At 42.1% G+C, this 22,054-nt stretch carries 35 protein-coding genes; 7 read left to right on the top strand and 28 right to left on the bottom strand.

Features of this window, described 5'->3' with window-relative positions; translation table 11 throughout:
- Positions 1–7: 7 nt before the first annotated feature.
- The 11 genes from IX95_RS08265 to IX95_RS08215 all read right to left on the bottom strand — a co-directional run bounded on the left by IX95_RS08265 (position 8) and on the right by IX95_RS08215 (position 5,427).
- Positions 8–472, bottom strand: coding sequence for a GNAT family N-acetyltransferase (locus IX95_RS08265; protein ID WP_038158856.1), 465 nt, complete (start codon positions 470–472; stop codon positions 8–10).
- 72 nt (positions 473–544) lie between these two features.
- Positions 545–967 carry a DUF6232 family protein gene (locus IX95_RS08260; protein WP_038158624.1) on the bottom strand — a complete coding sequence of 141 codons (423 nt, stop codon included), beginning with the start codon at positions 965–967 and terminating at the stop codon, positions 545–547.
- A gap of 157 nt (positions 968–1,124) precedes the next feature.
- The gene (locus IX95_RS08255) at positions 1,125–1,643 is read right to left on the bottom strand and encodes a flavodoxin family protein (RefSeq protein ID WP_038158622.1); all 519 of its coding nucleotides are present in this window, start codon (positions 1,641–1,643) and stop codon (positions 1,125–1,127) included.
- A gap of 24 nt (positions 1,644–1,667) precedes the next feature.
- On the bottom strand, positions 1,668–2,069 hold the full coding sequence (locus IX95_RS08250; protein ID WP_038158619.1) for a putative signal transducing protein: 402 nt from the start codon (positions 2,067–2,069) through the stop codon (positions 1,668–1,670).
- Positions 2,070–2,092: 23 nt separating this feature from the next.
- A complete protein-coding gene (locus IX95_RS08245; protein ID WP_038158616.1) occupies positions 2,093–2,656 on the bottom strand; it encodes a DUF6817 domain-containing protein in 564 nt (187 codons plus the stop codon).
- An 18-nt stretch (positions 2,657–2,674) separates the two neighbouring features.
- Complete coding sequence (locus tag IX95_RS08240) at positions 2,675–3,151, bottom strand: GNAT family N-acetyltransferase (protein WP_038158612.1); 477 nt, start codon at positions 3,149–3,151, stop codon at positions 2,675–2,677.
- Between the two features lie 9 nt (positions 3,152–3,160).
- Positions 3,161–3,643, bottom strand: coding sequence for a GNAT family N-acetyltransferase (locus IX95_RS08235; RefSeq protein ID WP_038158605.1), 483 nt, complete (start codon positions 3,641–3,643; stop codon positions 3,161–3,163).
- A gap of 2 nt (positions 3,644–3,645) precedes the next feature.
- The gene (locus IX95_RS08230) at positions 3,646–4,140 is read right to left on the bottom strand and encodes a GNAT family N-acetyltransferase (RefSeq protein ID WP_038158602.1); all 495 of its coding nucleotides are present in this window, start codon (positions 4,138–4,140) and stop codon (positions 3,646–3,648) included.
- Positions 4,140–4,661 carry a GNAT family N-acetyltransferase gene (locus tag IX95_RS08225; RefSeq protein WP_038158599.1) on the bottom strand — a complete coding sequence of 174 codons (522 nt, stop codon included), beginning with the start codon at positions 4,659–4,661 and terminating at the stop codon, positions 4,140–4,142. The genes IX95_RS08230 and IX95_RS08225 overlap by 1 nt, the downstream gene beginning before the upstream one ends.
- A 43-nt stretch (positions 4,662–4,704) precedes the next feature.
- On the bottom strand, positions 4,705–5,028 hold the full coding sequence (locus tag IX95_RS08220; protein WP_021456449.1) for an ion tolerance protein CutA: 324 nt from the start codon (positions 5,026–5,028) through the stop codon (positions 4,705–4,707).
- Positions 5,029–5,040: 12 nt separating this feature from the next.
- Positions 5,041–5,427 (bottom strand): nuclear transport factor 2 family protein, encoded by a 387-nt coding sequence (locus IX95_RS08215; protein ID WP_038158597.1) that lies wholly within the window; start codon positions 5,425–5,427, stop codon positions 5,041–5,043.
- 172 nt (positions 5,428–5,599) lie between these two features.
- Between IX95_RS08215 and IX95_RS08210 the strand changes: the two genes are divergently transcribed.
- Positions 5,600–6,121 carry a DUF2058 domain-containing protein gene (locus tag IX95_RS08210; RefSeq protein ID WP_006961977.1) on the top strand — a complete coding sequence of 174 codons (522 nt, stop codon included), beginning with the start codon at positions 5,600–5,602 and terminating at the stop codon, positions 6,119–6,121.
- A gap of 54 nt (positions 6,122–6,175) precedes the next feature.
- Here IX95_RS08210 and IX95_RS08205 read toward each other — a convergent pair whose 3' ends face one another.
- From IX95_RS08205 to IX95_RS08170, 8 genes are all read right to left on the bottom strand, one after another.
- On the bottom strand, positions 6,176–7,204 hold the full coding sequence (locus IX95_RS08205; RefSeq protein WP_038158595.1) for a S66 family peptidase: 1,029 nt from the start codon (positions 7,202–7,204) through the stop codon (positions 6,176–6,178).
- Between the two features lie 60 nt (positions 7,205–7,264).
- A complete protein-coding gene (locus IX95_RS08200) occupies positions 7,265–7,843 on the bottom strand; it encodes a pyridoxamine 5'-phosphate oxidase family protein (RefSeq protein WP_038158593.1) in 579 nt (192 codons plus the stop codon).
- Positions 7,844–8,074: 231 nt separating this feature from the next.
- Positions 8,075–8,587 carry a lipocalin family protein gene (locus IX95_RS08195; RefSeq protein WP_038158591.1) on the bottom strand — a complete coding sequence of 171 codons (513 nt, stop codon included), beginning with the start codon at positions 8,585–8,587 and terminating at the stop codon, positions 8,075–8,077.
- Positions 8,588–9,223: 636 nt separating this feature from the next.
- A complete protein-coding gene (locus IX95_RS08185; RefSeq protein ID WP_038158588.1) occupies positions 9,224–9,433 on the bottom strand; it encodes a hypothetical protein in 210 nt (69 codons plus the stop codon).
- Positions 9,434–9,455: 22 nt separating this feature from the next.
- The gene (locus IX95_RS25825) at positions 9,456–9,797 is read right to left on the bottom strand and encodes a GFA family protein (protein WP_081885417.1); all 342 of its coding nucleotides are present in this window, start codon (positions 9,795–9,797) and stop codon (positions 9,456–9,458) included.
- Between the two features lie 28 nt (positions 9,798–9,825).
- A complete protein-coding gene (locus tag IX95_RS08180; protein WP_038158585.1) occupies positions 9,826–10,593 on the bottom strand; it encodes a hypothetical protein in 768 nt (255 codons plus the stop codon).
- A 244-nt stretch (positions 10,594–10,837) separates the two neighbouring features.
- Complete coding sequence (locus tag IX95_RS08175) at positions 10,838–11,263, bottom strand: GNAT family N-acetyltransferase (protein ID WP_081885416.1); 426 nt, start codon at positions 11,261–11,263, stop codon at positions 10,838–10,840.
- Between the two features lie 77 nt (positions 11,264–11,340).
- On the bottom strand, positions 11,341–11,766 hold the full coding sequence (locus tag IX95_RS08170) for a hypothetical protein (RefSeq protein WP_038158583.1): 426 nt from the start codon (positions 11,764–11,766) through the stop codon (positions 11,341–11,343).
- A 187-nt stretch (positions 11,767–11,953) separates the two neighbouring features.
- On the opposite strand from IX95_RS08170, the gene IX95_RS08165 reads away from it, so the two are divergent.
- Positions 11,954–12,400, top strand: a complete 447-nt coding sequence (locus IX95_RS08165; protein ID WP_038158581.1) for a YkgB family protein — start codon at positions 11,954–11,956, stop codon at positions 12,398–12,400.
- Positions 12,401–12,470: 70 nt separating this feature from the next.
- On the opposite strand, the gene IX95_RS08160 is transcribed toward IX95_RS08165, so the two are convergent.
- The 5 genes from IX95_RS08160 to IX95_RS08140 form a co-directional block, all read right to left on the bottom strand.
- Positions 12,471–12,806 carry a zinc ribbon domain-containing protein YjdM gene (locus IX95_RS08160; RefSeq protein ID WP_006961967.1) on the bottom strand — a complete coding sequence of 112 codons (336 nt, stop codon included), beginning with the start codon at positions 12,804–12,806 and terminating at the stop codon, positions 12,471–12,473.
- A 102-nt stretch (positions 12,807–12,908) separates the two neighbouring features.
- Entirely contained in the window at positions 12,909–13,313 is a 405-nt protein-coding gene (locus IX95_RS08155) for a DUF1801 domain-containing protein (protein WP_038158579.1), read from the bottom strand.
- 70 nt (positions 13,314–13,383) lie between these two features.
- Entirely contained in the window at positions 13,384–14,124 is a 741-nt protein-coding gene (locus IX95_RS08150; protein ID WP_038158576.1) for an SDR family NAD(P)-dependent oxidoreductase, read from the bottom strand.
- A gap of 110 nt (positions 14,125–14,234) precedes the next feature.
- Entirely contained in the window at positions 14,235–14,645 is a 411-nt protein-coding gene (locus IX95_RS08145) for a GNAT family N-acetyltransferase (RefSeq protein WP_038158574.1), read from the bottom strand.
- Positions 14,646–14,736: 91 nt separating this feature from the next.
- On the bottom strand, positions 14,737–15,546 hold the full coding sequence (locus IX95_RS08140) for a sulfite exporter TauE/SafE family protein (RefSeq protein WP_038158573.1): 810 nt from the start codon (positions 15,544–15,546) through the stop codon (positions 14,737–14,739).
- A 325-nt stretch (positions 15,547–15,871) separates the two neighbouring features.
- Between IX95_RS08140 and IX95_RS08135 the strand changes: the two genes are divergently transcribed.
- Together IX95_RS08135 and IX95_RS08130 are read left to right on the top strand one after the other, a co-directional pair.
- Positions 15,872–16,846 (top strand): DUF1852 domain-containing protein, encoded by a 975-nt coding sequence (locus tag IX95_RS08135; RefSeq protein ID WP_038158571.1) that lies wholly within the window; start codon positions 15,872–15,874, stop codon positions 16,844–16,846.
- Between the two features lie 28 nt (positions 16,847–16,874).
- Positions 16,875–17,909: a methionine synthase gene (locus tag IX95_RS08130; RefSeq protein ID WP_019276153.1), complete on the top strand. Its 1,035-nt coding sequence runs from the start codon at positions 16,875–16,877 to the stop codon at positions 17,907–17,909.
- A 136-nt stretch (positions 17,910–18,045) separates the two neighbouring features.
- Here the strand turns inward: IX95_RS08130 and IX95_RS08125 are convergent, their stop codons facing one another.
- The 4 genes from IX95_RS08125 to IX95_RS08110 all read right to left on the bottom strand — a co-directional run bounded on the left by IX95_RS08125 (position 18,046) and on the right by IX95_RS08110 (position 20,113).
- Positions 18,046–18,510: a GNAT family N-acetyltransferase gene (locus IX95_RS08125; protein WP_038158570.1), complete on the bottom strand. Its 465-nt coding sequence runs from the start codon at positions 18,508–18,510 to the stop codon at positions 18,046–18,048.
- A 103-nt stretch (positions 18,511–18,613) separates the two neighbouring features.
- Positions 18,614–18,943, bottom strand: coding sequence for a hypothetical protein (locus IX95_RS08120; protein WP_038158568.1), 330 nt, complete (start codon positions 18,941–18,943; stop codon positions 18,614–18,616).
- A gap of 133 nt (positions 18,944–19,076) precedes the next feature.
- A complete protein-coding gene (locus IX95_RS08115) occupies positions 19,077–19,286 on the bottom strand; it encodes a VF530 family DNA-binding protein (RefSeq protein WP_038158566.1) in 210 nt (69 codons plus the stop codon).
- A gap of 329 nt (positions 19,287–19,615) precedes the next feature.
- Positions 19,616–20,113, bottom strand: coding sequence for a GNAT family N-acetyltransferase (locus IX95_RS08110; RefSeq protein WP_038158563.1), 498 nt, complete (start codon positions 20,111–20,113; stop codon positions 19,616–19,618).
- Between the two features lie 180 nt (positions 20,114–20,293).
- Between IX95_RS08110 and IX95_RS08105 the strand changes: the two genes are divergently transcribed.
- The 3 genes from IX95_RS08105 to IX95_RS08095 all read left to right on the top strand — a co-directional run bounded on the left by IX95_RS08105 (position 20,294) and on the right by IX95_RS08095 (position 21,981).
- Positions 20,294–21,214 carry a hypothetical protein gene (locus IX95_RS08105; protein ID WP_152562018.1) on the top strand — a complete coding sequence of 307 codons (921 nt, stop codon included), beginning with the start codon at positions 20,294–20,296 and terminating at the stop codon, positions 21,212–21,214.
- 217 nt (positions 21,215–21,431) lie between these two features.
- A complete protein-coding gene (locus IX95_RS08100; protein ID WP_005442033.1) occupies positions 21,432–21,674 on the top strand; it encodes a type II toxin-antitoxin system Phd/YefM family antitoxin in 243 nt (80 codons plus the stop codon).
- A 7-nt stretch (positions 21,675–21,681) separates the two neighbouring features.
- The gene (locus tag IX95_RS08095; RefSeq protein ID WP_038158556.1) at positions 21,682–21,981 is read left to right on the top strand and encodes a type II toxin-antitoxin system RelE/ParE family toxin; all 300 of its coding nucleotides are present in this window, start codon (positions 21,682–21,684) and stop codon (positions 21,979–21,981) included.
- The last annotated feature ends 73 nt before the right edge of the window (positions 21,982–22,054 follow it).

The raw sequence follows: 22,054 nt of genomic DNA, 5'->3' as shown, positions 1-22,054 counted from the left end.
GCTTTCCCTAAAGGTGCTTTTCCATAACAAAATTTGTCAGTACCTGACCACGCATCTCAACCTGTTGCTCTTTCACTACTTTAAACCCCATCCGCTCATAGAAAGGACGAGCAGTAATGCTCACCTCCGAGTAGAGGCGAGTGATACCCTTGTCGTTCGCAACCTTTAGCACATGCTCCATAAGCGCCCGACCAACGCCCTTACCCTGGAAAGCGTGATGACAAAAGAAATGATCAACTAATCCGGAATCTTGCAAATCGGTATACCCCGCGACTTGACCGTTCATTTCAGCGATGTAAGGGTTAATTTGGCACATTTTGTTTTTCCACCTTTCTATGTCCCATCCTTCTGGCGCCCACGCTTCAACCTGATCCTGACTGTAATGCTGGCGATTTACATTTCGGACTGTATGGAAAAACACTTCCCAAAGCGCTTTAGCATCTTCTGGCTGATATTGACGAATAGTGATCATAACACTCCCCTTAGATTGCAGGTCTTTGTTATAACATAAAAAAAGCTCGCTAATCATTAGCGAGCTTTACCTTTAAATAGCAGCCTGTAGCTTTTCTTCAACCTGTTTTAAAACTTGGTATTCTTGTTTATCACAGCCACGAACAATCGACACCCAGTGATCACCCGTTTCATCAGTTCCTTTAAACTCCGCACGCAATTCATACTTGCGCCACGTAACAAAGGCCATAACAAGGGTTAACGCTAAAGTATACAGTCCAAACTGAGGAACAAATGCCCATGTAGCTGCAGACAACACCAATGCCAAAGATAACACTCGAACAATGTTTTCTTTGATACCTAATCGACGAACTTCAAAACGTTTGATTTTGCTCAACTTATAAGCGTCAGACTTTACCACTAACTCGTTAGAAGTAAGCATGAAGTCTTGCTCGCTTACCGTTCTGCGAAAACGAAAAAAATCCACTAGCTTGTTACTATGAGTGATTTTACTCATCACTTTTCTCCATGTTATGAAAAATGTACAAAAACTACGATATACATGGAGTCACTTATGGATACAGTGGGATTTATAAACCAAGGGAATACAAAAGGCAAGAACAATTGTGCGAACCTGATAAAGATAAGTCCTATGTTACAAAGAGTTAGCTATATCAGACCTTAGAGGGCTCTCGACAAATACTCTCACTAAACCATTCGGCAATGGCATGAGCTCGCCCAAGATCTTCTTCTTCGCTAACAGGAAGATAAGCAAAGCCTCTAAACTCAAGCTGCATGTAGCGAGCAGTAAGCTTAAAAGGTTCAATAAAACAATCTGGTAATTCATGATTGTAGCCAGTCGAGATAACAGATATTTCCTTACCTTTCAGCTGGCGTCCAAGTGGCTTTTCTATGGTCAACAGATCGGACAAGCGATCGAAGAACACTTTCAGTTGTGCCGACATGGAGTACCAATAGACAGGCGAAGCGAACACAATGTGATCATAGGTGGTAAGCATGCGAATCAAAGGAATAAAATCATCGCTGCGATTTTCGTGTAGATAGTCATAATAAGAGAGTTGGTAATCCGCTAAATCAAACACCGTAGCATTTGTCATCTCAACAAATTTATTCACTAAGTGACGCGTATTACCATCTGTTTTTGATGTACCCAAGACCACTGCTACCTTCATTAGAATTCCCTCTAGTTTAGTAAGCTAGGCCGTTTTTTCGGTGAAATGTCCGCAATCGCTACATTTATAACCGTGTTTATAGAAAAACAGCGGAAAGCCAAAAAGAATAAAGACTAAAAAAGCGGGTCGCTTACCTTTGGTAAACGGCTCTAGTTTTAGGCTACCACAGTTAGGGCAATGATCTTGTGAAGTGGAACTTTCTTCAGAGCATAAAGCATCAGAATAGTCGGTATTAAGGATAATTGTCGCTTGCTCGGCATCCTCTTCCTGAACCATTAAACGAACTCCGCCAATAGCATTTGAATAGAGCCACTGGGTGTTAACGGTATGTTCGTCAGCAATATTGCTTTCAATTCCAGCGGCTTCCAAGCTCGCTTTCGCAATATGAGCCTCATGAGGGAAAGAAAAACGAGCTACAACTACCATACAACCTCTCTTGTGCTAAACCATCACTCTTCGCATGCCATTTTTTCGGACGTGTCACAGTCAGCTAACGCCAACTTGTACTCTGCTTTGGCACTTTCACTCAAATAGACCGCCATACCTTCAAATAGGTTCCGTAGCTCTTGGCCATATTTCAGCTTAAACTCTTCGCTTGCTAACACCAACTCAAGTTCATTGGCAACGGTCAACTCACAAAACTGGTGTAACTGCTCTTCCGTCATCTCGAATACCGAGCCCGTAAATCGGTCACGAAACTGGATGAACGGTTTAGAATCAAACTGAGGAAACACATAGTCTCTGTCGCAAGAGCAATAGAGATAAACCAGAGCTTCTGCTTCTCGACCAATAACCGCGGCGATTTCGCTTCGCATTTCCAGTGAGACCATGCTCTCATCAAATCCAGCGGTTCCGTATGCTGCATGGAAGAGGCCAGCGCTCCTGACCGTATCACTCGCATGCCATTTTGCCAGCAAGGACTCTGTTCCAACCAAGTGGGATTCAAGCGAACCGTTTAAGTGCTGAAAGTCACCCGCTCCTAGAGATTTCAAGCGTTCAAAGTGTGTATTCATAATTGATTTCTTTTTAGTTTAACCAGTAATGACCTTAGACATGTTGTAACCAGTGACCACAAATCCCAACTCTTCATATAGCTTCCGAGCCCGCTCATTGTTGAAGGCAACGCGCAATTTAATCTGTTTAATATCGACATCTTTCATTTTCGCTTCCAAAAGCTCGATAGCCTTACTACCCAAACCTTGCCCTCGAAAGGCTTCCATAACGTAAAAGTCGTAGATAAATGTCGACCCTTCTTTTTGATTAACGCAATGCCACAAGTAACCTGCCAGTATTGATTCGCCATCTTTTTCAGCATCGATACACATCAGTGACTGCCCTTTCGATTCAACACCATCGGGAAAACAACGCTTCAAAGCCTGATGAGCGAGTTCAAGAGATTTTTCAGCAGCGTGGCCTTGATTCTCTGCAATATCCTGCGCATAGGCCTCGGCAGCATAGTGATAAAAATCCGCAAACTCTTCCGTTCGCATTTCTCTTAGCTTAACCATACTTATCTTTTAACCTCGACCACAAACTGATGTCATCATGATATGTTGAGGGCCAACAGGACCACCTAAATACAACTCATCCGTATCAGTGAAACCACTACTTAAATAACATCGATAGGCGGGCTCGTTTCGACAGTTTACTGTGAGATAAAGCGAGTTGACTTGTGGATAGACTTCACCAACATACTGGGGAAGCAATTTAAGTGCATCACTTGCAATACCTTGCCCCTGTAGATTACGATCAATCAACAATGCTCTGATTCCAATACCGTCTTCCGGGCAGAAACTGAATTTCTCAGCGTACCCTATATCAAGAAGAAAGAAGCCCACGGGCTGAGCGCCTTTCATAATCACGTAGGGATGTTCACTTTCTTTCAGTTCGGGGATCATTTCGCCAATGTTATCAACGGTAAACTGAGCTTGTTCAGGTGTAACGCTTAATGCATGTATAAGGTGTGCTTTTTCAGCACTGTACTTTTCTATAGAAATCATAATTATCCGAATAATTTTTCCAACCAAACGGAGCTGATATAGCTTCCGTTTTTCTTTGCATAGGAATCAAAAACACCCACTTCTTGGAACCCAAATTTCTTATGCAAAGCAATTGAGGCCTCGTTTGGTAAAGCAATACCAGATAGCGCACGATGAACACCCTGCAGCTTTAACTCCGCCATAAGTGCTTGATATAATGCAGAGCCGGCACCTTTTCCTTTTGCGTCAGATGAAAGATATATCGTCACTTCTACTGTGTCTGCGAACGCCTCAGATGATCGGTATGGTTGCGAACAGGCAAATCCAACAATGTTTCCCAGACGCTCGGCTACCAATAATTGATGCTTAGTGTTTGGTGAAAATTGTTCAAACCAATTTAAACGGTTTTCTAATGTAAAAGGTCTTTCTTCGAAGCGAGCATTGGTGTTGGCAATGTAATAGTTGAAGATATCGGTGATTGACCGAACATCACTGTGAAGTGCAGTTCTAATCTTCATTACTGAATCTCCATAGACTTTGCATCAATCGAGAAAGTCACCAAACCATCGCATTCTCCATACAGGTTGATACCAACCTCTCGCTGCATTCCAAGTTTATTCAAAATGGTGACCGAAGGTTTGTTCGCTTCCAAAGATACACCATATATTCTCTCATGCTTACCGAGTTTAAAGGTTTCGCGTATCAAAGCCTCGGATGCTTCCATTACATAACCCTTCCCCTGATACTCTGGCAGTAGCGCGTATCGGATATCGCTGAATTCTGGATTTTCACACACTTCAACGCCTGCGTACCCCATCTTTCGAGTTGGATTCTCTCGGCAACAGATAACGTAGGAACCAAAACCGTATTTCCTCCAGTGCTCGACTCTGTTGGCATGATGCTGCAGAATCTCTGTTTCTGAATAAGCCGCTCCCTTTGGCAGGAACTTGGTTAAACTATCTGAACTTAGTACTTGCCTGTAGACATCAACATCTGCCTCTTCAACAGCCTTCAATATCAAGCGTTCCGTATACAACATATTCCCTTTACCCTGACATATTTGATGCGAGCACTCGGCTCAATCAAAGATCAAATTCAGCATTGTGTAGTTTGAGCACATTCACCAGAGGTTCTTCCCACCCCAGGCAAAGCTTAAGCTGTTCGACAATAGGCTTCACCTGAGCTTTATCAACATTGATCTCTATCTTAAGCAAGTCATAATTTTCTACTCGACCTTTATCGCCGAACACTGGTTTAGCACCCTCCAATGCACGATGAGAGCCCGTCATGGCTCCAAACGCCCAACAGTGGTCGTAATCACCAATCTTATCGACACCAGATTCATGCAATGTGCTAAGCACTTGCGCCTTTTGGGCAGGTTGGCAAAAAATTTCTAATTTATACATCTTGTCATTCTTTTAAATCGTGGATTCCACTTCAATCCTAAACGGCTCACAAGGCGTGCCTTGATGGTACTTCAACTGCCATTTTCCACCCGTAAACACCCAAATTGACGAACGTTTGGTATACAAGCTTGCGCTTCCCTTAGAATCAACCCAAGCCGATTTATACAGCAGCAATTGAACAGAAGGTTCAAGCGCAATACATTCAAATGATTGTGAATGTATCTTGCCTGTTGAAGGCTCCTCGTTCTCCATCAGCTCTAATATAGACTGCAGATCAAAGCTTCTGCCTGAGCGACCCACTTCAACGAAATCAGGGTGAAGTAAACGCATAACCTCATGTTCGTTCTGGCGGGTTTCATATTGTTGAAGCAAGACTTCTTGTTCAATGAGGAATCTCATCCGTGTAGTACCTGTCATTGCATGCCTTTCAATAGCCTGAAGATATCACTCCCGACTGCCATATGAAACACGTCAATTGATAAAGAAAACTTGACGCACATTCTTCACATACCTTTATTTGCAGGCCCCGTCCCTATAAAATACGCAAAACATTTATCAACACGGATACCCCATGGCAAAACTTACTCTGCAAGAACAAATGCTGAAAGCTGGTCTAGTGAATGAAAAGAAGCTAAAGAAGGCCAAAAAAGGTTCAAAAAAATCACGCGTACAAGCTCGTGAAGTAAAAGCCGCGGTCGAAGAACAAAAACGTCAACAGCAAGAGCGTGATAAAGAGCTAAGCAACCAACAAAATGAACAGCGTCTGAACAAAGAAATTCAGTCGCAAATCAAACAGTTGATCGAGATGAACAAAATCGATCAGAAAGATGGTGATATTAAATACAACTTCACCGATGGAACGCTCGTCAAATCCCTTTACGTTGAATCGATTATCCGCGAACAACTTATCAAAGGTATTCTTGCTATCGCCCGTCATGAAGATGGCTATGCGGTAATCCCCGGGGTTGTCGCAAACAAAATTGCACAGCGTGATGACCAAGTCATCATTGAGCTCAAAGAGCCAGAATCAGACGTGCCAGCCGAAGACGACCCATATGCAGACTATGTAGTCCCAGACGATCTGATGTGGTAAAGAAAAAAGCCACTCGGTAACCGAGTGGCTTTTTACTAGTGTTATTCGAGCTATCTATCGCAGGGTTTGTATTACTTTCCCTTTACCATCCTTAAAATGAACTTCTGCATGCGCGCCGTTAAAGAGTGCCAAGTTAGGCGGTAGATGGCCTATATCCACGTCATATAGAACAGGCACCTTTAAGTCATTGGCAACAGAAAGGAAAGCTTCACTAGACGTTATTGCTTTTCCACAATTATCTAAAACCGCATTTCTTCCAAATAACAGTCCACTAATCTGTTCAAAAACACCTTGGTATTTTAACCCTTGCAAAGCGCGCTTTAACACTGTCGGTGGCATCTCTGCATTCTCTAAATACAGAATCAAACCGTCATTTGGATAGCATTGTTTAAAGCGCTCAAGATCGAGATACTCTGTCCCAATCAGGTGGACCATAGTATCAAAGCAGCCTCCTATCAGACGGCCACTAAAGCTCAACTCTTCGACATCACCCACCACTTTCCACTGAGTTCTCTCTGTTTTATTTAAGCAACAATTCGGATTAGTTTCGAAAGACTCACCAGAAACCTGATAAAGATCAGAAGAGAACTGCGTTATTTCAGCCCCAGCTTTGGCTGTCATAACATTTAAGGTGTTTGCGGTGAGCTCGTCCTTTTCAAGTGGGTTTAACTCCATCAAATTGGAGCTATGTAAAGTCGACCAACCTAATTGCGTGGTAAGCGCTGAGCTGATAGTACTCACGTCAGAAAAGCCAAATACCCACTTTGGCTTAACCTGCTTCAATTTTTCAAAATCGAGTAAAGGCAGAAGGTCCATCGCAAATTCACCACCCCAAGGCGGAGCAACCGCCGCAATGGAGTCATCACACAAGAACTTCATCAACTCTTCTGCTCTCATTGATGGAGTCGCACTCACATGCTTTTCGTTTTCTCTTAGGCAACGGCCTTCGATTACATTAAATCCAAGGCTTCGAAGGTGTTCCAAAACGAGGTCTAAACGTTGGTGACACCCTGAAGGAACACCCGAAGAAAAAGCGGTAACGGCGATCTTATCTCCTTTCTGTAAAGGCTCTGGGTATTTCATAGTATTCCTATTTTTATTATTTATTTTGTCTTGCCACTAAATATAAGAGAATTGATCAAATTAAAAAGACTCATCAGAGACTTCGCTCAAACCTGAGCGACTGGCGATCTCCGATGCAAAACCGTCGATGCTCTTTTGGTTCTTCTTCAACCAATACTTTTCAATCCCCTCAGTCCCCTGCTTTTCGGACCATTTTGCCAAATCTTCTCTGTCCCCTTCGTAAATAAAATATGGTACAGACATACCGCACGAAGATTGAACCATGTTGATATCAAGGATAAATATCTGACGGGCAGCCGCGCTTTCGGGGAACAAGCTGACGTACTTTTTCCATTCCACATCTTTGTTATGCAGCACACTCGCCTGTCCGTAGGCTCTTAAGATTAATGGGGCACCTTCAAATGCACAGAACATGAGGGTCATGCGTGGGTTATTCAGCACATGTGCGGCCGACTCATTGCCGCTACCAGTGAGGTTGAGCCAAGCGATTTGAGTTGAGCTGATGACTCTAAGTGAATCCCCACCTTTTGGCGACAAGTTCACACTACCCCTATCCGCTGCAGTACCAACAAAATAGAGTTTTTGTTGCTCAATAAACGCGATGTGTTTATCCGATAACTCTGAAAACTGTTTTCCCATCTTGCTCAACTCTCATTCCATATGCTACACGTAAAATACATTAATGCGGTTAAATATAAGAAACAAGTAGTTATGTGTTGAGGCGCGTCAAAGCGACTCAATTTAAACAGTGTGTACCTACTTTTCTTTGATTCATGAGATTGGCGAAATTTGCCACGGAGACCAAATAGATGACCAAAGAGTCTTCTAATTGGCAGATGGAAAGTCCTTTATTTCATTGTCCAACCATGTCTAATGCTCAACAAAAATAAGACGGTTCGTATCAAACCCTCTCGCTTTAGACATCGAAATAAATTTATCGATAACCTCTTGCTCTACAGAGCTTGAACGCGCTAATAGCCACAAGTAATCATTATCAGGACCAGACACAAACGCATAATCGTAGTTTTCTTTTTCAAGTTCGAAAACAACATATGAACCATAAAATGGACCGAAGAATGATACTTTCAAGTAGCCTTGATCTGAGCTTCGAACGAAATATGCATTACCTTCCGCCTCTTTCCACTCATTAAGTTCTTCGGAAAAGCCCTGGTTAATGACTTTAACACCGCCGTCGTCCTTAAGACTATATTCTGCAGTTACCTTGCTCAGGCCTTTTTCAAATGAGTGGTCGAGCCTTGCAATTTCGTACCATTTACCCGTATATCTGTCGATGTCAAAATCCTGCACGGGTTTAACCTCACTCGGCATTCCTAAGCAACCGCTGATAAAAAGTACCGTAAACAAAAAAAGAATTCCTTTCATGATGTCTCCATACTACCCGAAACGTTTGATTCAACTATTTGTTAACTCTAGTAATATACCGAGTTTACCAGCAAGAAGTTCAATCAAAATAAAATTATCCTTTTCCAATTTTTTATCCAACAATCTCTGTAGCGATTCAAATCGACTTAGATATGTGCTGAAATAAAAAATCCTTACCATACAGCGAAACTTGCACTTGAAGAGGTGGCCAATCTTTCAGCCATGTAAACTGCCTTATGTTATTGAGAATCCACTCAAGCGACACCTATTTTAGTGCCAGGATTTGGCCCCACATTTCTCACACTGAAACTGTTCTTCTTGATCGATAAAAAAACTGTTGGTGTGCTCACCATCTTTAACAACAAGGGCTATCAGGAATTCGATACAACTTCCGAACAACGATTGCTTTTGCTCAAATTTGGAATCAGATTTATTCGTTTTTTCTACTTGGATATGAGGAGTAAGTGATTGACATTTTTGGCAGAAGTGAGGGTGTTTGATGTATTGGCTACTTTCCACTGATACGACTCATTCAGTTTTAAAAGGACATTGAAGAATAACATTCCCCATACATATACAAAACACATCCGAATACAATTAGTTTCGGTCATATAACTGTTTTTAGCTGACCTTAAACTAAATCAAGTGTTCTATAACTTCAGGTTTTATTTGATTCAAAATAGCCATTCCTCCTTCGGATTCTGTATTTATCTCAACCCAACCGTCAGTACCCATAAATTCAGCTTCTGCAAAGCTTATTTCCTGGTCACTATGAGCATCAATAAGCTGACCTTTCAATCGAAAAGTCCCTAGGGATGTTTTAAGCCGTTTAATTGAAAATTCCATCTCACTTCCTTTTTACATGACTTTAATAAGAAGAGCCTTCTATTTTTCTTATAGGAATGTCCTTGAGTATAACACCTTCCGCCATACGCATATTGATAGCAGTAACCTGCTCATCACACTTTGGCGTTGTCACATAGTGGGTCATACATCCGCAAAGGTTACAACGATGAGACTCCACACATTTATCCCCCCAAATATAGTAAATAGAAGGATCTTCAGACCATGTAACGGTTACCTCAGAAGGCGAATAGTAAGCCCACAGTGCAGCATAGCGACGGCAGATTGAGCAATTACACTCTCCCACTTCCAATGGGGTGCTCTTAGCGACTAACTTCAGATTCCCACAATGACAACTTACTTCCATGGTACAGGCCCTTTCCTATCCATTACGTTTATAACCGTTGATAAATGACGGTATGCGACAAAAATAACATTGAGTAACGTTCATTGACTCTAAAACGGTATTCAAATTCTTGATCATCGAGCTTTTGCCACGTTCGGTCGAAATACGCATTAATGTCATTAATGCGTTCCGAAGGCACTTTTAGATGTTTATCACTCCATTGATAAGTACATGACAGAGCCAGCACACCGCCAATAGAGACTCGCGACATCAAATAGTCCACCACTTGTTTGGGGGATTCACATTGGTCAAGCACATTTAGGCAGACCACTAAATCACATTGAGGGATAGTTAACTCATCAGAAGCTGGGGTGTTAAAGGTTTCAACAACCAGTGGTAAATACTTATTGGATAAAGAGTTTGTATCAAGCTCCAAGTCAACTTCTTCAGTCGCAAACGCCCTAAATCGACTTATCCCTGGCGTGAGCAGGATCTCCGTAAAAGCATCAAGTAAACGACGAGAAGGCTCTACAACATAGACTCGCTTTAACTCTTCACATGATGAAACAAGCTCGTAATTTGCTCTTCCGCACGCAGGCCCAACTTCCAGTAGGCTTTCTGACTTTATATTATGCTCCGATAATTGTTTGGCGATGGCTTGTGTAGCATGAACACTGTAATTCGAATGAATGAATTGTGTAGGTAAATTTTGACTTTTAGGCCTGTTAACTTTTGTGTCTAAACACTTGTCTATCCATGAGGCTTCAATATAGGAAGCTAGCCATTGTTCTGTAAGATAAAATCGTTCATTTTTCACTTAATATCCATCGATTTTATATATTAAATATCTGACCGTATCATGCGGTTTAAACACTCAGATCTTTTTTAGCATTCGCGTGTATGCCCTTACTAAATACTTATATGCAACTAAACATTTCTCTACAAATAGTTATATTGATTTGTTGGCTTGAGTCTCAAATTATCTATCTGAGCAAATAGGTAAATTCGTATTTTAGAAGAGCTTTAGCATAATAAGAAATCATAGAGTTGTCGCGGAATTACTATAAAGTAAGTAGGTAGTATTCCCCAAGAGAATCTTCGGCTTTTGAATGACGGGTAAACCCTTGAGACTGATAAAATTGCAGCGCAGACTCATTGTGTGACATGCATTTTAGGCTGAGTGTAGAGTAACGGGCTTTAGCCAGTTGCAGTAGATGGCAGCCGACACCTTTTCGGATATGCTCTGGTGAGACGTAGAGGTGGTGAATAAAGTTTTCTGGTTCCCAGATTGAAATAAAACCTGCGATGTCTTCTCCAATGATTGCGACCCAGATTTGCTCGCCTTCAACGTCGTTGTCAAAGTCTGACAATTCATAGCCAGCTGTATCTAACCAAATAAAACTCGCTTTTCGTGATTTAAGATAAAGGTTTCGAAGTGCCGGAAGAAACGCGTCTTGATACGGTTCAATTAAGATAGGGTCAACCAAACATTCTCTCCAATACCCAGAAGCATATATACAAAGCGTAGGCACAGTGTCCTAACCGCGCCTACTCAGTTTATTTGTTACATCACACATTGTTGAGCTGTTTTCGCTTGCTCTATGCCTTTTTCAATCAAGGATACAGCATCTTCACTATTCACTGACGACAGCAACTTATCCATCAGCTCGGAGGCTGTAGACTCCGATGATGCTTCAACTAAACAGCTGTATGCATTCGCGATATGTTCTTTCGCTTCAACCAACGCTTCTGGGTTGCTGAAGTCGACCGTCAATGCTTCTTCGACAGACGCCGCCATTGCCTTTGCTGACTCTGTTGCGTCACCAAATTGATCCAGATTGAACTGCTCTAAGTCGAAAGACTCGACTTGATGCTGAATGTTGTCCACTGCTTTATTCGCAGCCTCTTGCGCCTGATCGATAGCTTTAGTTGCATCATCACATCCGGCTAAAGCACCCAGCATCATCATTACTATCAGCGTTTTCTTCATGTCTTACCTTCAAAAATCTTCAGTTACAGGGGGATCTTAAAACAGTGATACTCAACTGCAAACAACAATAAAGTAACGGATTGTTGATGAACCTAATCTGAATTAAAAACGGGTGAGTTCCACTTCGGCGAAATTTTCTCTACAGATGCTCGGTCATATCCACGCATTGTTATTTTGGAGTCCTATCATGCATGTAGAAAATAAAGAATTAAAACAAAGTCATATTGGTTACAATCTTGGCGTTATTGGCGTCGCATTAGTGTTGGCTTGGATTGGTATTTACAAGTTTACCCCGACAGAAGCTAAGTTGATTGAGCCTTTGGTGGTCAACCATCCAGCGATGAGTTGGCTTTATGACATCATCTCTGTACAAGCGGTTTCGAATCTTATCGGTGCCACCGAGATCATCGTCGCTATTGGCCTGATTGCGGGCTTCAAAAATGCAAAAATCGCGTATGTTTCCGGAATAGCAGCCGCTGTCATTTTTGTGGCGACACTCAGCTTTCTTCTAACGACGCCAAATACTTGGAAAGTGTCCGATGGTATCCTCGTGACCAATTTCTTTTTAGTGAAAGATATCCTGTTTTTGGCGATTTCAATTAGCGTCATCGAACGCAACAAGCCTTTAGTTTAAGCTTAAACGAATGAGGGCCCGCTTTTTCAGCGAGCCCTTGTAGTGAGAACACTCAAGTTAATTGGCATCATTAAGCTTTCTTAACAAATTGTGCAGTTACCATCATTTCACCTGCACCATCAACTTTACAATCCAATTGATGGTCTTTACCGTCAACAATTCTTCTGATCACAGCTTTAGTGCCTATTTTTAAGATCAGGGAGCTACCTTTAACCTTAAGATCTTTTGCCAAAGTCACTTTATCCCCTTCTGCTAGCAGCGTTCCGTTAGCGTCTTTAACGTTGGGGGTTTCGGCTTCAAGTGCTTCATCGGGATTCCACTCATACGCACACTCTGGGCAAACCAGATGACTCTGGTCTTGGTATACATATTCAGACTGACAGTTTGGACACGGTGGGAAAGACATATATTCACTACTTGTTTAGATTGATTACCATATGATACTGCGCTTAAAAGCCCTGTGCGAGCCATTAGATATAAAAAGCTAGAATGCGATTTGGGGAATAAATTATCCGCCCAGCAAAGGTAGATGTTTTATCTTGTGGTACGTCATGCTCGTAATGAGACAATGCCTGATAGCGTTTTTAGGTAACGGCTTTGATAACTCAAGGACAATCGCCCTGTTACCTTGAAAATCCAATACATCACCATAGAGTTCTCGAAAAGTGTCCACCAGCTTAGTCTGACAATGAAAGAACAAATAATACTGATCCGGAGTGTTTGATTTCCAATCGATTCGGACAGGGCTTCCCGACTTAACACTGAAGCTCGGCTCACCCCATTTTAATGATTCACTCACCACACCTAAGCTCAATTCTTCAGCCAACTGAAAAATCATCGTTCTCAGATTCAAAAGCTTAGTTCGTGCCTCATTTGGGTATTGGTTGAAATGCACTTGCATTGATGGCTCCATGACACACCTTTGAAGACTATTAGTGGCTAGCTTAGATATCACTTATTCCTCAGAGTAAACATCTGCGCGCCTAACTCTGAGACAAGCCACCATCTACCACTAAAGTATGACCAACGACATAGCTTGCTTGATCTGAGCACAACCACTCAATCGCGTTCACAATTTCCGCAGGCTCAGCGAAGCGGCCAATAGGCACTACAGACTCAACTTCAGAGCGAATATTAGGGTTAACAGACGCTTGACGCTCTTCCCATCTTGGTGTCCAAGTGACGCCAGGTGCAACAGAATTAACCCTTATTCCATCTTTAATCGCCTCCAGAGCAACCGAACGAGTCAAACCTTCCAAACCATGTTTTGTCGCACTGTACATTGAAGCATTAGGCGTCGGGCGAATACCATTGATGGAACTGATATTAACAATCGATGCGCCTTCAGACATGAGCAATAACTCGTGCTTCAGACACAAAGTATGCGACCATAAATCATTAACTAGGGTTTTATAGAGTTCATCAGAGTCAACCTCAGAAAACTGGCCATTTGATTCTAGTTTTGGAGACGCATTATTGATCGCGATATCAAGCTTTCCATACTCTGAAGTCAGGTAATCAAACAGTGCCTCAACCTGATCACGATCAGATATATCTACCACTTGAAAATCCACACTAGATAACTCTGGATTCGTCGCAATGACGTCGTCCCAAGTTTCCATAGTCCGAGCACACGTGATCACCTGCTCTCCTTTTGAAGCGTACATTTTAACCGCTTCCAAACCGATACCCTTGCTACCACCTGTGATCAAGACTGTTTTCATTGTTGATTCCTTTCATATCACCCCGACCCTTTCGCCTGACGCTAAAGCATGTTCCACTCACTTATGCCGTGCATGGCTGTCACCATTAACCCTTTCACTTTAATACGAAATTAATTGGAGGGCTTAAATTTTTTCGTCATGCCTTGACTGGCTGGAGCAACCAAACGATAGCCAAGTTTTTCATAAAAAATGGGCTCATCCGCAATCATTGATACATAAGAGCCAGCCAAGGCAACGGAAGACAGATAGCTGTCGATGTATTCCATAACCTTTCTCCCTAGCCCTTTGCATTGATAATCCGGGTCGACGGCAATATCAACAACTTCAAAATTGCACCCGCCATCACCCACGACGCGCCCCATCGCAATTAGCTTATCTCCATCCATAACTGAAACACCATAAAGAGAGTTTGGTAGTCCTATTTTGGCCGCTTCAAGAGCTTTGGCTGATAGCCCCGCTGTGACGCGCAAAGCACAATAAGCTTCAGGGCTAGGCACACTTTGTACAACGATATATTCCATTCAATTCTGCTCCTATCATCATCTATCTGACGGAGCATACACTAAACGACTGTATAAAAAAACAGTATTCATACCAATCTATTGTGCTGGCTTAATTGATCACCATATTGGCAGCCATGACCAGTAAGAGTGCGGCAAAGATCTTCTTAATCGTAGGGACAGGTAAAGAGTGTGTTGCCTTAGCACCTAGAGGCGCTGTAAACCAAGACGTACTTACAATGCCGAATAAAGCAGGTAAATACACAAAGCCAGCAAAACCATCGGATAACGCATAGTGACCGCTACCTGAACTGATGTAGCCAATAGAACCAAACAGTGCGATGACAATGCCGCAAGCAGACGCACATCCAATCGCTTTTTTCATATCAACGGAGAAAAATGTTAATAGAGGAACTAAAAGTGCACCACCACCAATGCCTATCATTGCCGACAAACCACCTGTAATCGTTGTCAGCACCGTGAGGAAAGGTTTGCTTGGCATTTTTCGATCGTTCGCTGAATCATTTTTGCTGCTGAAGATCATTTTCAGTGCAATAAGAATAACGCTGACTGCAAACACAGCCCGAACCACCTGCTCTGGAAGCAACGCCGCCATGAAACCGCTAATCAATGCACCTAGCGCAACGCCTGTCATTATCCATGGTGCGAGATTCCACGGAACATTACCGTTTTTATGATGAGCAATGGCTGAAGAAGTTGAAGTAAACAAAATGGACGCCAATGAGGTAGCAATCGCTGCAATCACTACCTGCTCACTCGGTAACACACCAAAGTGGAGCAAAATAATGCTGAGTATCGGAACAATGACTAGCCCACCGCCAATGCCCAACAACCCAGCTAAGAAACCAACACCACTACCTAATAGTGCGCAATATATGATCAACAACACCAGCTCACTCACTCATTTATCCTTTTCATTTTGTTGGAAATATTGTGTTATAAAAATTCTTCATGTTCCCATGAAGCACACTAATATATCTCTTTCATAAATAATGAAACATGAAATCTCTTCATATTGAAAGTGAAGTAAATCCATTGTTATTTATGTGTCGATCAACGCTATAAATAAATCTCTGCTCTTAACTACAGCTCATTTTATTCAGATCTCTGAGGTTAAATGGAAAAAGCAGTGGTGGCTCAGGTCTGGGATTATCAAAACAAAAAGAAATCCAGAAGAGCAAGGAATGATTCAGCTTTCATCTTAGGAAATAGGATAACAGATCACCATGAATACAGACTTCACATTTACTATCAAGAGCCTTAGCCTCGATGAGAACTATCGCCCTGCTGACAGCACACGTATTACGACCAATTTTGCCAACCTAGCCAGAGGCGAAAGTCGACAACAAAACCTACGCAATGCACTACAGATGATTGATAACAATTTCAATGCATTAGCACATTGGGACAACCCGAACGGCGATCGTTATTCTGTAGAATTGGAAATCGTATCCGTTGATATGGATATTGATGCCGGCGGTGAGAGCTTCCCTTCGATTGAAGTACTAAAAACCTACATCGTCGACCATAAAACCAATGAGCGCATTGAAGGGATCGTAGGGAATAATTTTTCGTCTTATGTACGAGATTATGATTTCAGTGTTCTTCTACTTGACCATAATAAAGACAAACCTCAATTTAGTATTCCGGAAAATTTCGGTGAACTGCACGGAAAACTATTTAAGCACTTCGTTAGCTCAGAAACATATAAGCTGAACTTTAAAAAACCACCGGTTATATGCTTGAGTGTTTCGGATAACAAAACGTATCACCGAACTGAAAATCAACACCCAGTATTAGGCTTTGAATACGAACCAAATGAATCTTCCCTAACGGAACAATATTTCCAGAAAATGGGGCTACAAGTTCGTTACTTTATGCCGCCAAACAGTGTTGCACCTTTCGCATTTTATTTCTTTGGCGATTTACTCAACGATTACACCAATTTAGAGCTGATTAGTACCATCAGCACGATGGAAACGTTCCAAAAAATCTATCGCCCGGAAATCTATAACGCGAACGCTGCAGCAGGTACCTCTTATCAGCCAAGTTTGAAAAATAGTGATCATTCATTAACGCAAATTGTTTATGACCGCGAAGAGCGTAGCCGCCTAGCTATTGAACAAGGGAAGTTTGCTGAAGAGCACTTCATCAAACCATACCAGACCGTTCTTGAACAGTGGTCCGCAAATTACGCTTAACAACTAACGAAAACAAAAAGCACTGACTATGAAAACACTATTACCAACTTCAACGGCGGGGAGCCTGCCAAAACCTTCTTGGCTGGCACAACCTGAAACACTTTGGTCACCTTGGAAACTACAAGGCGATGAACTGACGGATGGCAAGCATGATGCCCTACGTCTGTCATTACAAGAACAACAGCATGCCGGGGTGGATATCGTCAGCGATGGTGAGCAAACACGTCAGCACTTTGTAACCACCTTCATTGAACACCTGAGTGGCGTGGATTTTGAAAACCGCCAAACGGTTAAGATCCGAGATCGATACGACGCAAGCGTGCCAACTGTCGTTGGCCCTGTCAGCCGCCAAAAACCAGTATTTGTTGAAGATGCAAAATTCTTACGCCAGCAAACAGATCAACCAATCAAATGGGCGCTACCTGGCCCAATGACTATGATTGACACGCTTTACGATGATCACTACAAAAGCCGCGAAAAGCTCGCATGGGAATTTGCAAAAATACTCAACCAAGAAGCCAAGGAACTCGAAGCTGCTGGTGTGGATATTATCCAATTTGATGAGCCGGCCTTTAACGTCTTTTTCGATGACGTCAACGACTGGGGCATCGCGTGCCTAGAAAGAGCCATCGAAGGGCTAAAGTGTGAGACGGCGGTCCATATCTGTTACGGCTACGGTATTAAGGCCAATACAGACTGGAAGAAAACGCTGGGCTCTGAATGGAGACAATATGAAGAGGTTTTCCCTAAGCTTCAGCAATCCAACATCGACATTATCTCACTAGAATGTCATAACTCTCGCGTACCAATTGAGCTCCTGGAACTAATCAGAGGCAAAAAGGTGATGGTGGGCGCTATAGACGTTGCAACCAATACCGTTGAGACACCAGAAGAAGTCGCAGATACGTTACGAAAGGCGTTACAGTACGTCGATGCCGACAAACTTTACCCTTGCACCAACTGTGGTATGGCCCCTCTGCCACGTGATGTATCACGCGGCAAGCTCAATGCCTTAGCAGCTGGCGCAGAGATAATCCGCAGAGAACTCGCAGGCTCGAGCTAGAAGCGGTAAGGACCGTTCTCAAATCACAAAATAAGGTGGCAATTGATGCCACCTTACGTCGTTGCTAAGCCGCTATTTTAGAGTGTTGGGGTCAATCCCAAGATCAATTATTGCCGAGAATTCTGAAAATACATTCTTAAAGTTGCTTTTCCATTGGAATACAATCCAAGCTAATACCTCTTGGAGAATGATAAGTTGAGAGACTATCTCCAACAAACCCACACGAGCGATAAAAAGGCGCGGCATTTAAAGTTGAATCCAACTTTAACGTTTGTAAACCATGTTGCTTAGCTAGCTCTTCCAGAAAAGCCAGCATTTGTTTTGCGGCCCCTCGCCCAAAGAAATCTGGTTCGACAAAAATAGCGTCAACCACACCTGTTTCGGTACTAAGTTTACCGCTGCCGATGACTTGACCATCTATTTCTGAAACATAAAAGGTACTGACAACATCTTGGTTAAATCCTTCGGATACCTTCCCTTGAGTCCATAGAGAGAGCTGCTCTTCAGAATAAGAGCCCGAACATTTTTTAACAATAGCTCGCTTACGAAGGTCATAGATCACCTGTGTATCAGACTCAATCGCTTTTCTAATAGTTAACATCCACTTCTCCCTGCAACCTTTCGTATAATGCTGAATAATCGGAACCACAATGGATTTTGAGCAGTTGTTTTTCCTGTTGACCAAACCGCTTATATTACAAAGGCTACTTAAGGCGTTCTTGCCATTTACCATTGTTTTCATGCTTGCACTTTTCTTCAGTGTCAAAACGAACATGTCGTCGTATATCTTTGAGGTTGATATCGATTGATGCCAGCTTCTTCTTGATAAGAAAGCACATGTCGTCGAGGTCGGCTTTGGCTAGGTTTGCATCAGTATCGTAAACACAAATCACCGATAGAGATCCGGGGAAAGCGTCATAGTTCACTAGGTGTGTTAACCACATAAATCCTTCGGATTCCTCCTGTGCTACATCGCATACTTCGGTCAGGGCGATTCTGATTGTGTTCTCTCGCTTCTTATCTGTCTTTCTCATTCTTACTTCTCATAAAATGCTTGCCACTTTATTGAGCCCTGCTCAAAGCTGGTCCCATACCTAAACCGTAACCTCAGGAAGACATCGAAACAGCTAACAGCAAGAACCACTCTGAAGGGCTTTGTTATGTTAGCTACTCAATATACAGCGCTTCGACCTTATCTCTCGCCCACTGAGTGCGGCGCAAAAACTTTAAAGACGATTTAATGGAAGGATTGCTGTAGAAACAATTGATTTGGATTTCTGCATCTAACCCTTCCCATCCGTAGTGTTCTTGTAAACGTACAAGGATTTTTTCAAGGGTCAAACCGTGCAAGGGGTTATTGGGTTGTTCTTGGCTCATTTGTGGAAATTCCTGACTGCAAGTATCTAGGGCAGAGTCTACCAGATTAAGGCTAACTGTTTTTCAGTTTCCTACAATATAGGCTTCTGCCAGCTGCAATTCACTCTAAATGCTTATTCGCTGCACAATGTGCGTTAAATTCTCTCTTTGTTCATAGAGGTGTGTTCGATATCGCCTAATAGTTTGAATATCTCCATGTTTAGCTTTCCTAATATCACACCCGATTACGGAGTGGGTAATGCAACCTCGCCTAAACTCATTGCGCCGCCGGCGAAAACCCAACCTTGAACTCAAACACCTTACGTTGGGTGATCGGGCTTAAACGCTTTTTAGCTGGTTGTCTCAAAGTAGATAAAGTACATGACAAGATCCACATCATCCGCTTTTGACAGCTCGTAGTCTTCGTCTACGATATTGGAAACAGCAGACTTCCAGAAACTGAGTGCCCCTGAGTTTTCCAGGAGAATTCGAATTTGCCATTTACCCGAAAAAGCTCTAACGACTTGCGCCAAAACACACTTACCGACACCTTGACCTTTAAACTGACTAAGCACAAAAAATTGGGCAACATCATACCTTGTTAAATCACTAGGGTAACGGCGAATCAGAACAAACCCTGCGAGTTCGTTATCCACCTTGATGAAACATGGAACATGGTCGTCCCGATTCCAATACGGGTCGAACTTTGAAACATCGTATCCCCCAAACGTACCATATTCAGCTGGATTCCATTTCATATACTCTGACATGTCGTATACGTAGTAACAGAACAAATTCTCAAGTACATGCCTCTCTTCTCGTTCTATTTTTACTATCTGAACTTCCATTTTTCTCCTTGCCAGTAAACGTCCTACTAAGGGGTAAGCAACGCTCGCCATGACACTCAACCATACCAATATAAACACTGAACTCAACACTGAATGAAAATGCTAAGCGTTGGAAATCACGCTTGAGTGCTTTGTTAGGTGTGGTACGCTGCACATCTTAGTATTGTTGAGAACCTTCTTATGATAGGTAAGTACTTTGTATATTTGCTAAAAAGAAATGATGCCATATGCTGCAAACTTGGTCGAACAAGAGCCTTAGTTCCTAGGATAAAAAGACTAAATAGCAAGTTTGGTCCTTTATCAATAGAGCAATCTTTAGTATTTAGAGCAGATAATCAAAAAGAAGCGATACAGGTAGAAACCGCACTAAAGAACATCTATTTCCCTTGGAAATTCCCGTTGCCTCGAATATATAACTCAATGGACGGTGAAAGCGAATGGTACGCAGACAGCTGTTATCCAAATATGAAAGAAACTTTAAGCCAAATTGCACAAGTTCGGCATGGAGAAGCATATAGGCTAACTACATTGTATGAACACCTTAATATTGAACTAGGGACTGGCAGACACGCGAAGTGTGAACAAATTCAAAATTCACTTAAACTAAAAAACTCTCAAGTCAATAGCATAAAAGTCGCGTTACAAGAGGTAAGTAAATTTAAACTACTATTTGAGAATATAATTCCGCAATTCCAGGGGGTTGATAGGACTGTAAATAGTGACGGTAATTTTGAGTATAACGTATATTTTAAAGGTTCATTAAGTCACGATATCGCACAAAAATTTATATCTGCTTCCAGCGTTTCATTTGAAGATGATGAACAAGAATCCTTTATACATACCAATCTATGCCTAAGTGTTGGGTATAAAGGAGGCTTTAATTATCTGAACTACTTAATACCAAGTGATAACAAACATTCAGACTTAACAAAACAATCTCAAGAGATTGTTGGAAGATATAAATCTTTACTCGAAGATTTGGCTAACCACTTTCCTATTTCAAGGTCTGACTTTTATGAAAACGAATCAGATTTAGTTTTTAGTAAACACTTTAGTGAATTATACTCAGATCTATTTGATGCTTTTGACTCTGATGATTGACACCTAACATCCAGCTAAAGGGTGAATAACGCAATATCAAAGCTACCGCAAAACATCTTAATCACTAAGCGCTACTCATAGTAAAAATGCCACGCGTTGCGAATCCCTCTTGAACAGTTTGTTAGTTTGCATTTCACACAAATCGCACGATTTAATTAAATTGAACATTTCACGCGATACATTATAATCTAACTGTACACTCAATTGGAAACTGACTATGCATACATTAACAGCCAATGATGCCAAACGAAATTTCGGCGAACTACTTCTGAGCGCACAACGCGAGCCAGTAAAAATCAGCAAAAACAGTAAAGATACTGTCGTTGTCATGTCCATTCGTGACTTTGAAGAGCTAGAAGCTATGAAAGTTGAGTACCTCAAACACTGCTTTAAGTCAGCTAAAGAAGACTTGAACAATGGAAACACTGTTGATGGCGAAAGCTTTCTCAACTCGCTGTAACTAACTCATGCAAAAGAACAAATACAAGCTAAGTAACTTAGCGCAATCTCACTTGCACAAAATAAAAAACTACACTGTTGAAAACTTTTCTGAATTAAAGTGGCGTAACTACAAAGATACTCTGCTATCAGGGTTTCAGATGCTAGCTGATAATCCTGGCTTAGGAAGAAGTTGTGACGAGATATACCCAAATGGCTTTTATTTCCCGATTGGAAAACGCACAGCTTATTTCACCAAAGAAGACGGCTTTATCTTAGTCGTTGCTGTCTTAGGTCAATCACAGCTACCCCAGAATCATCTGAAATAACACGACTTTCACCCTAGGAATACTAACTGGGACGAGAGTTTATCCATGCAAACTAACGCCGCGTTAATGGGCA

It is taken from the genome of Vibrio sp. B183 (assembly GCF_000740665.1).
In the GTDB taxonomy this organism is placed as follows: Bacteria; Pseudomonadota; Gammaproteobacteria; order Enterobacterales; family Vibrionaceae; genus Vibrio; species Vibrio coralliilyticus.
Note: the sequence above shows the minus strand (reverse complement) of the source record. Positions and strands in the feature narration are given on the sequence as shown.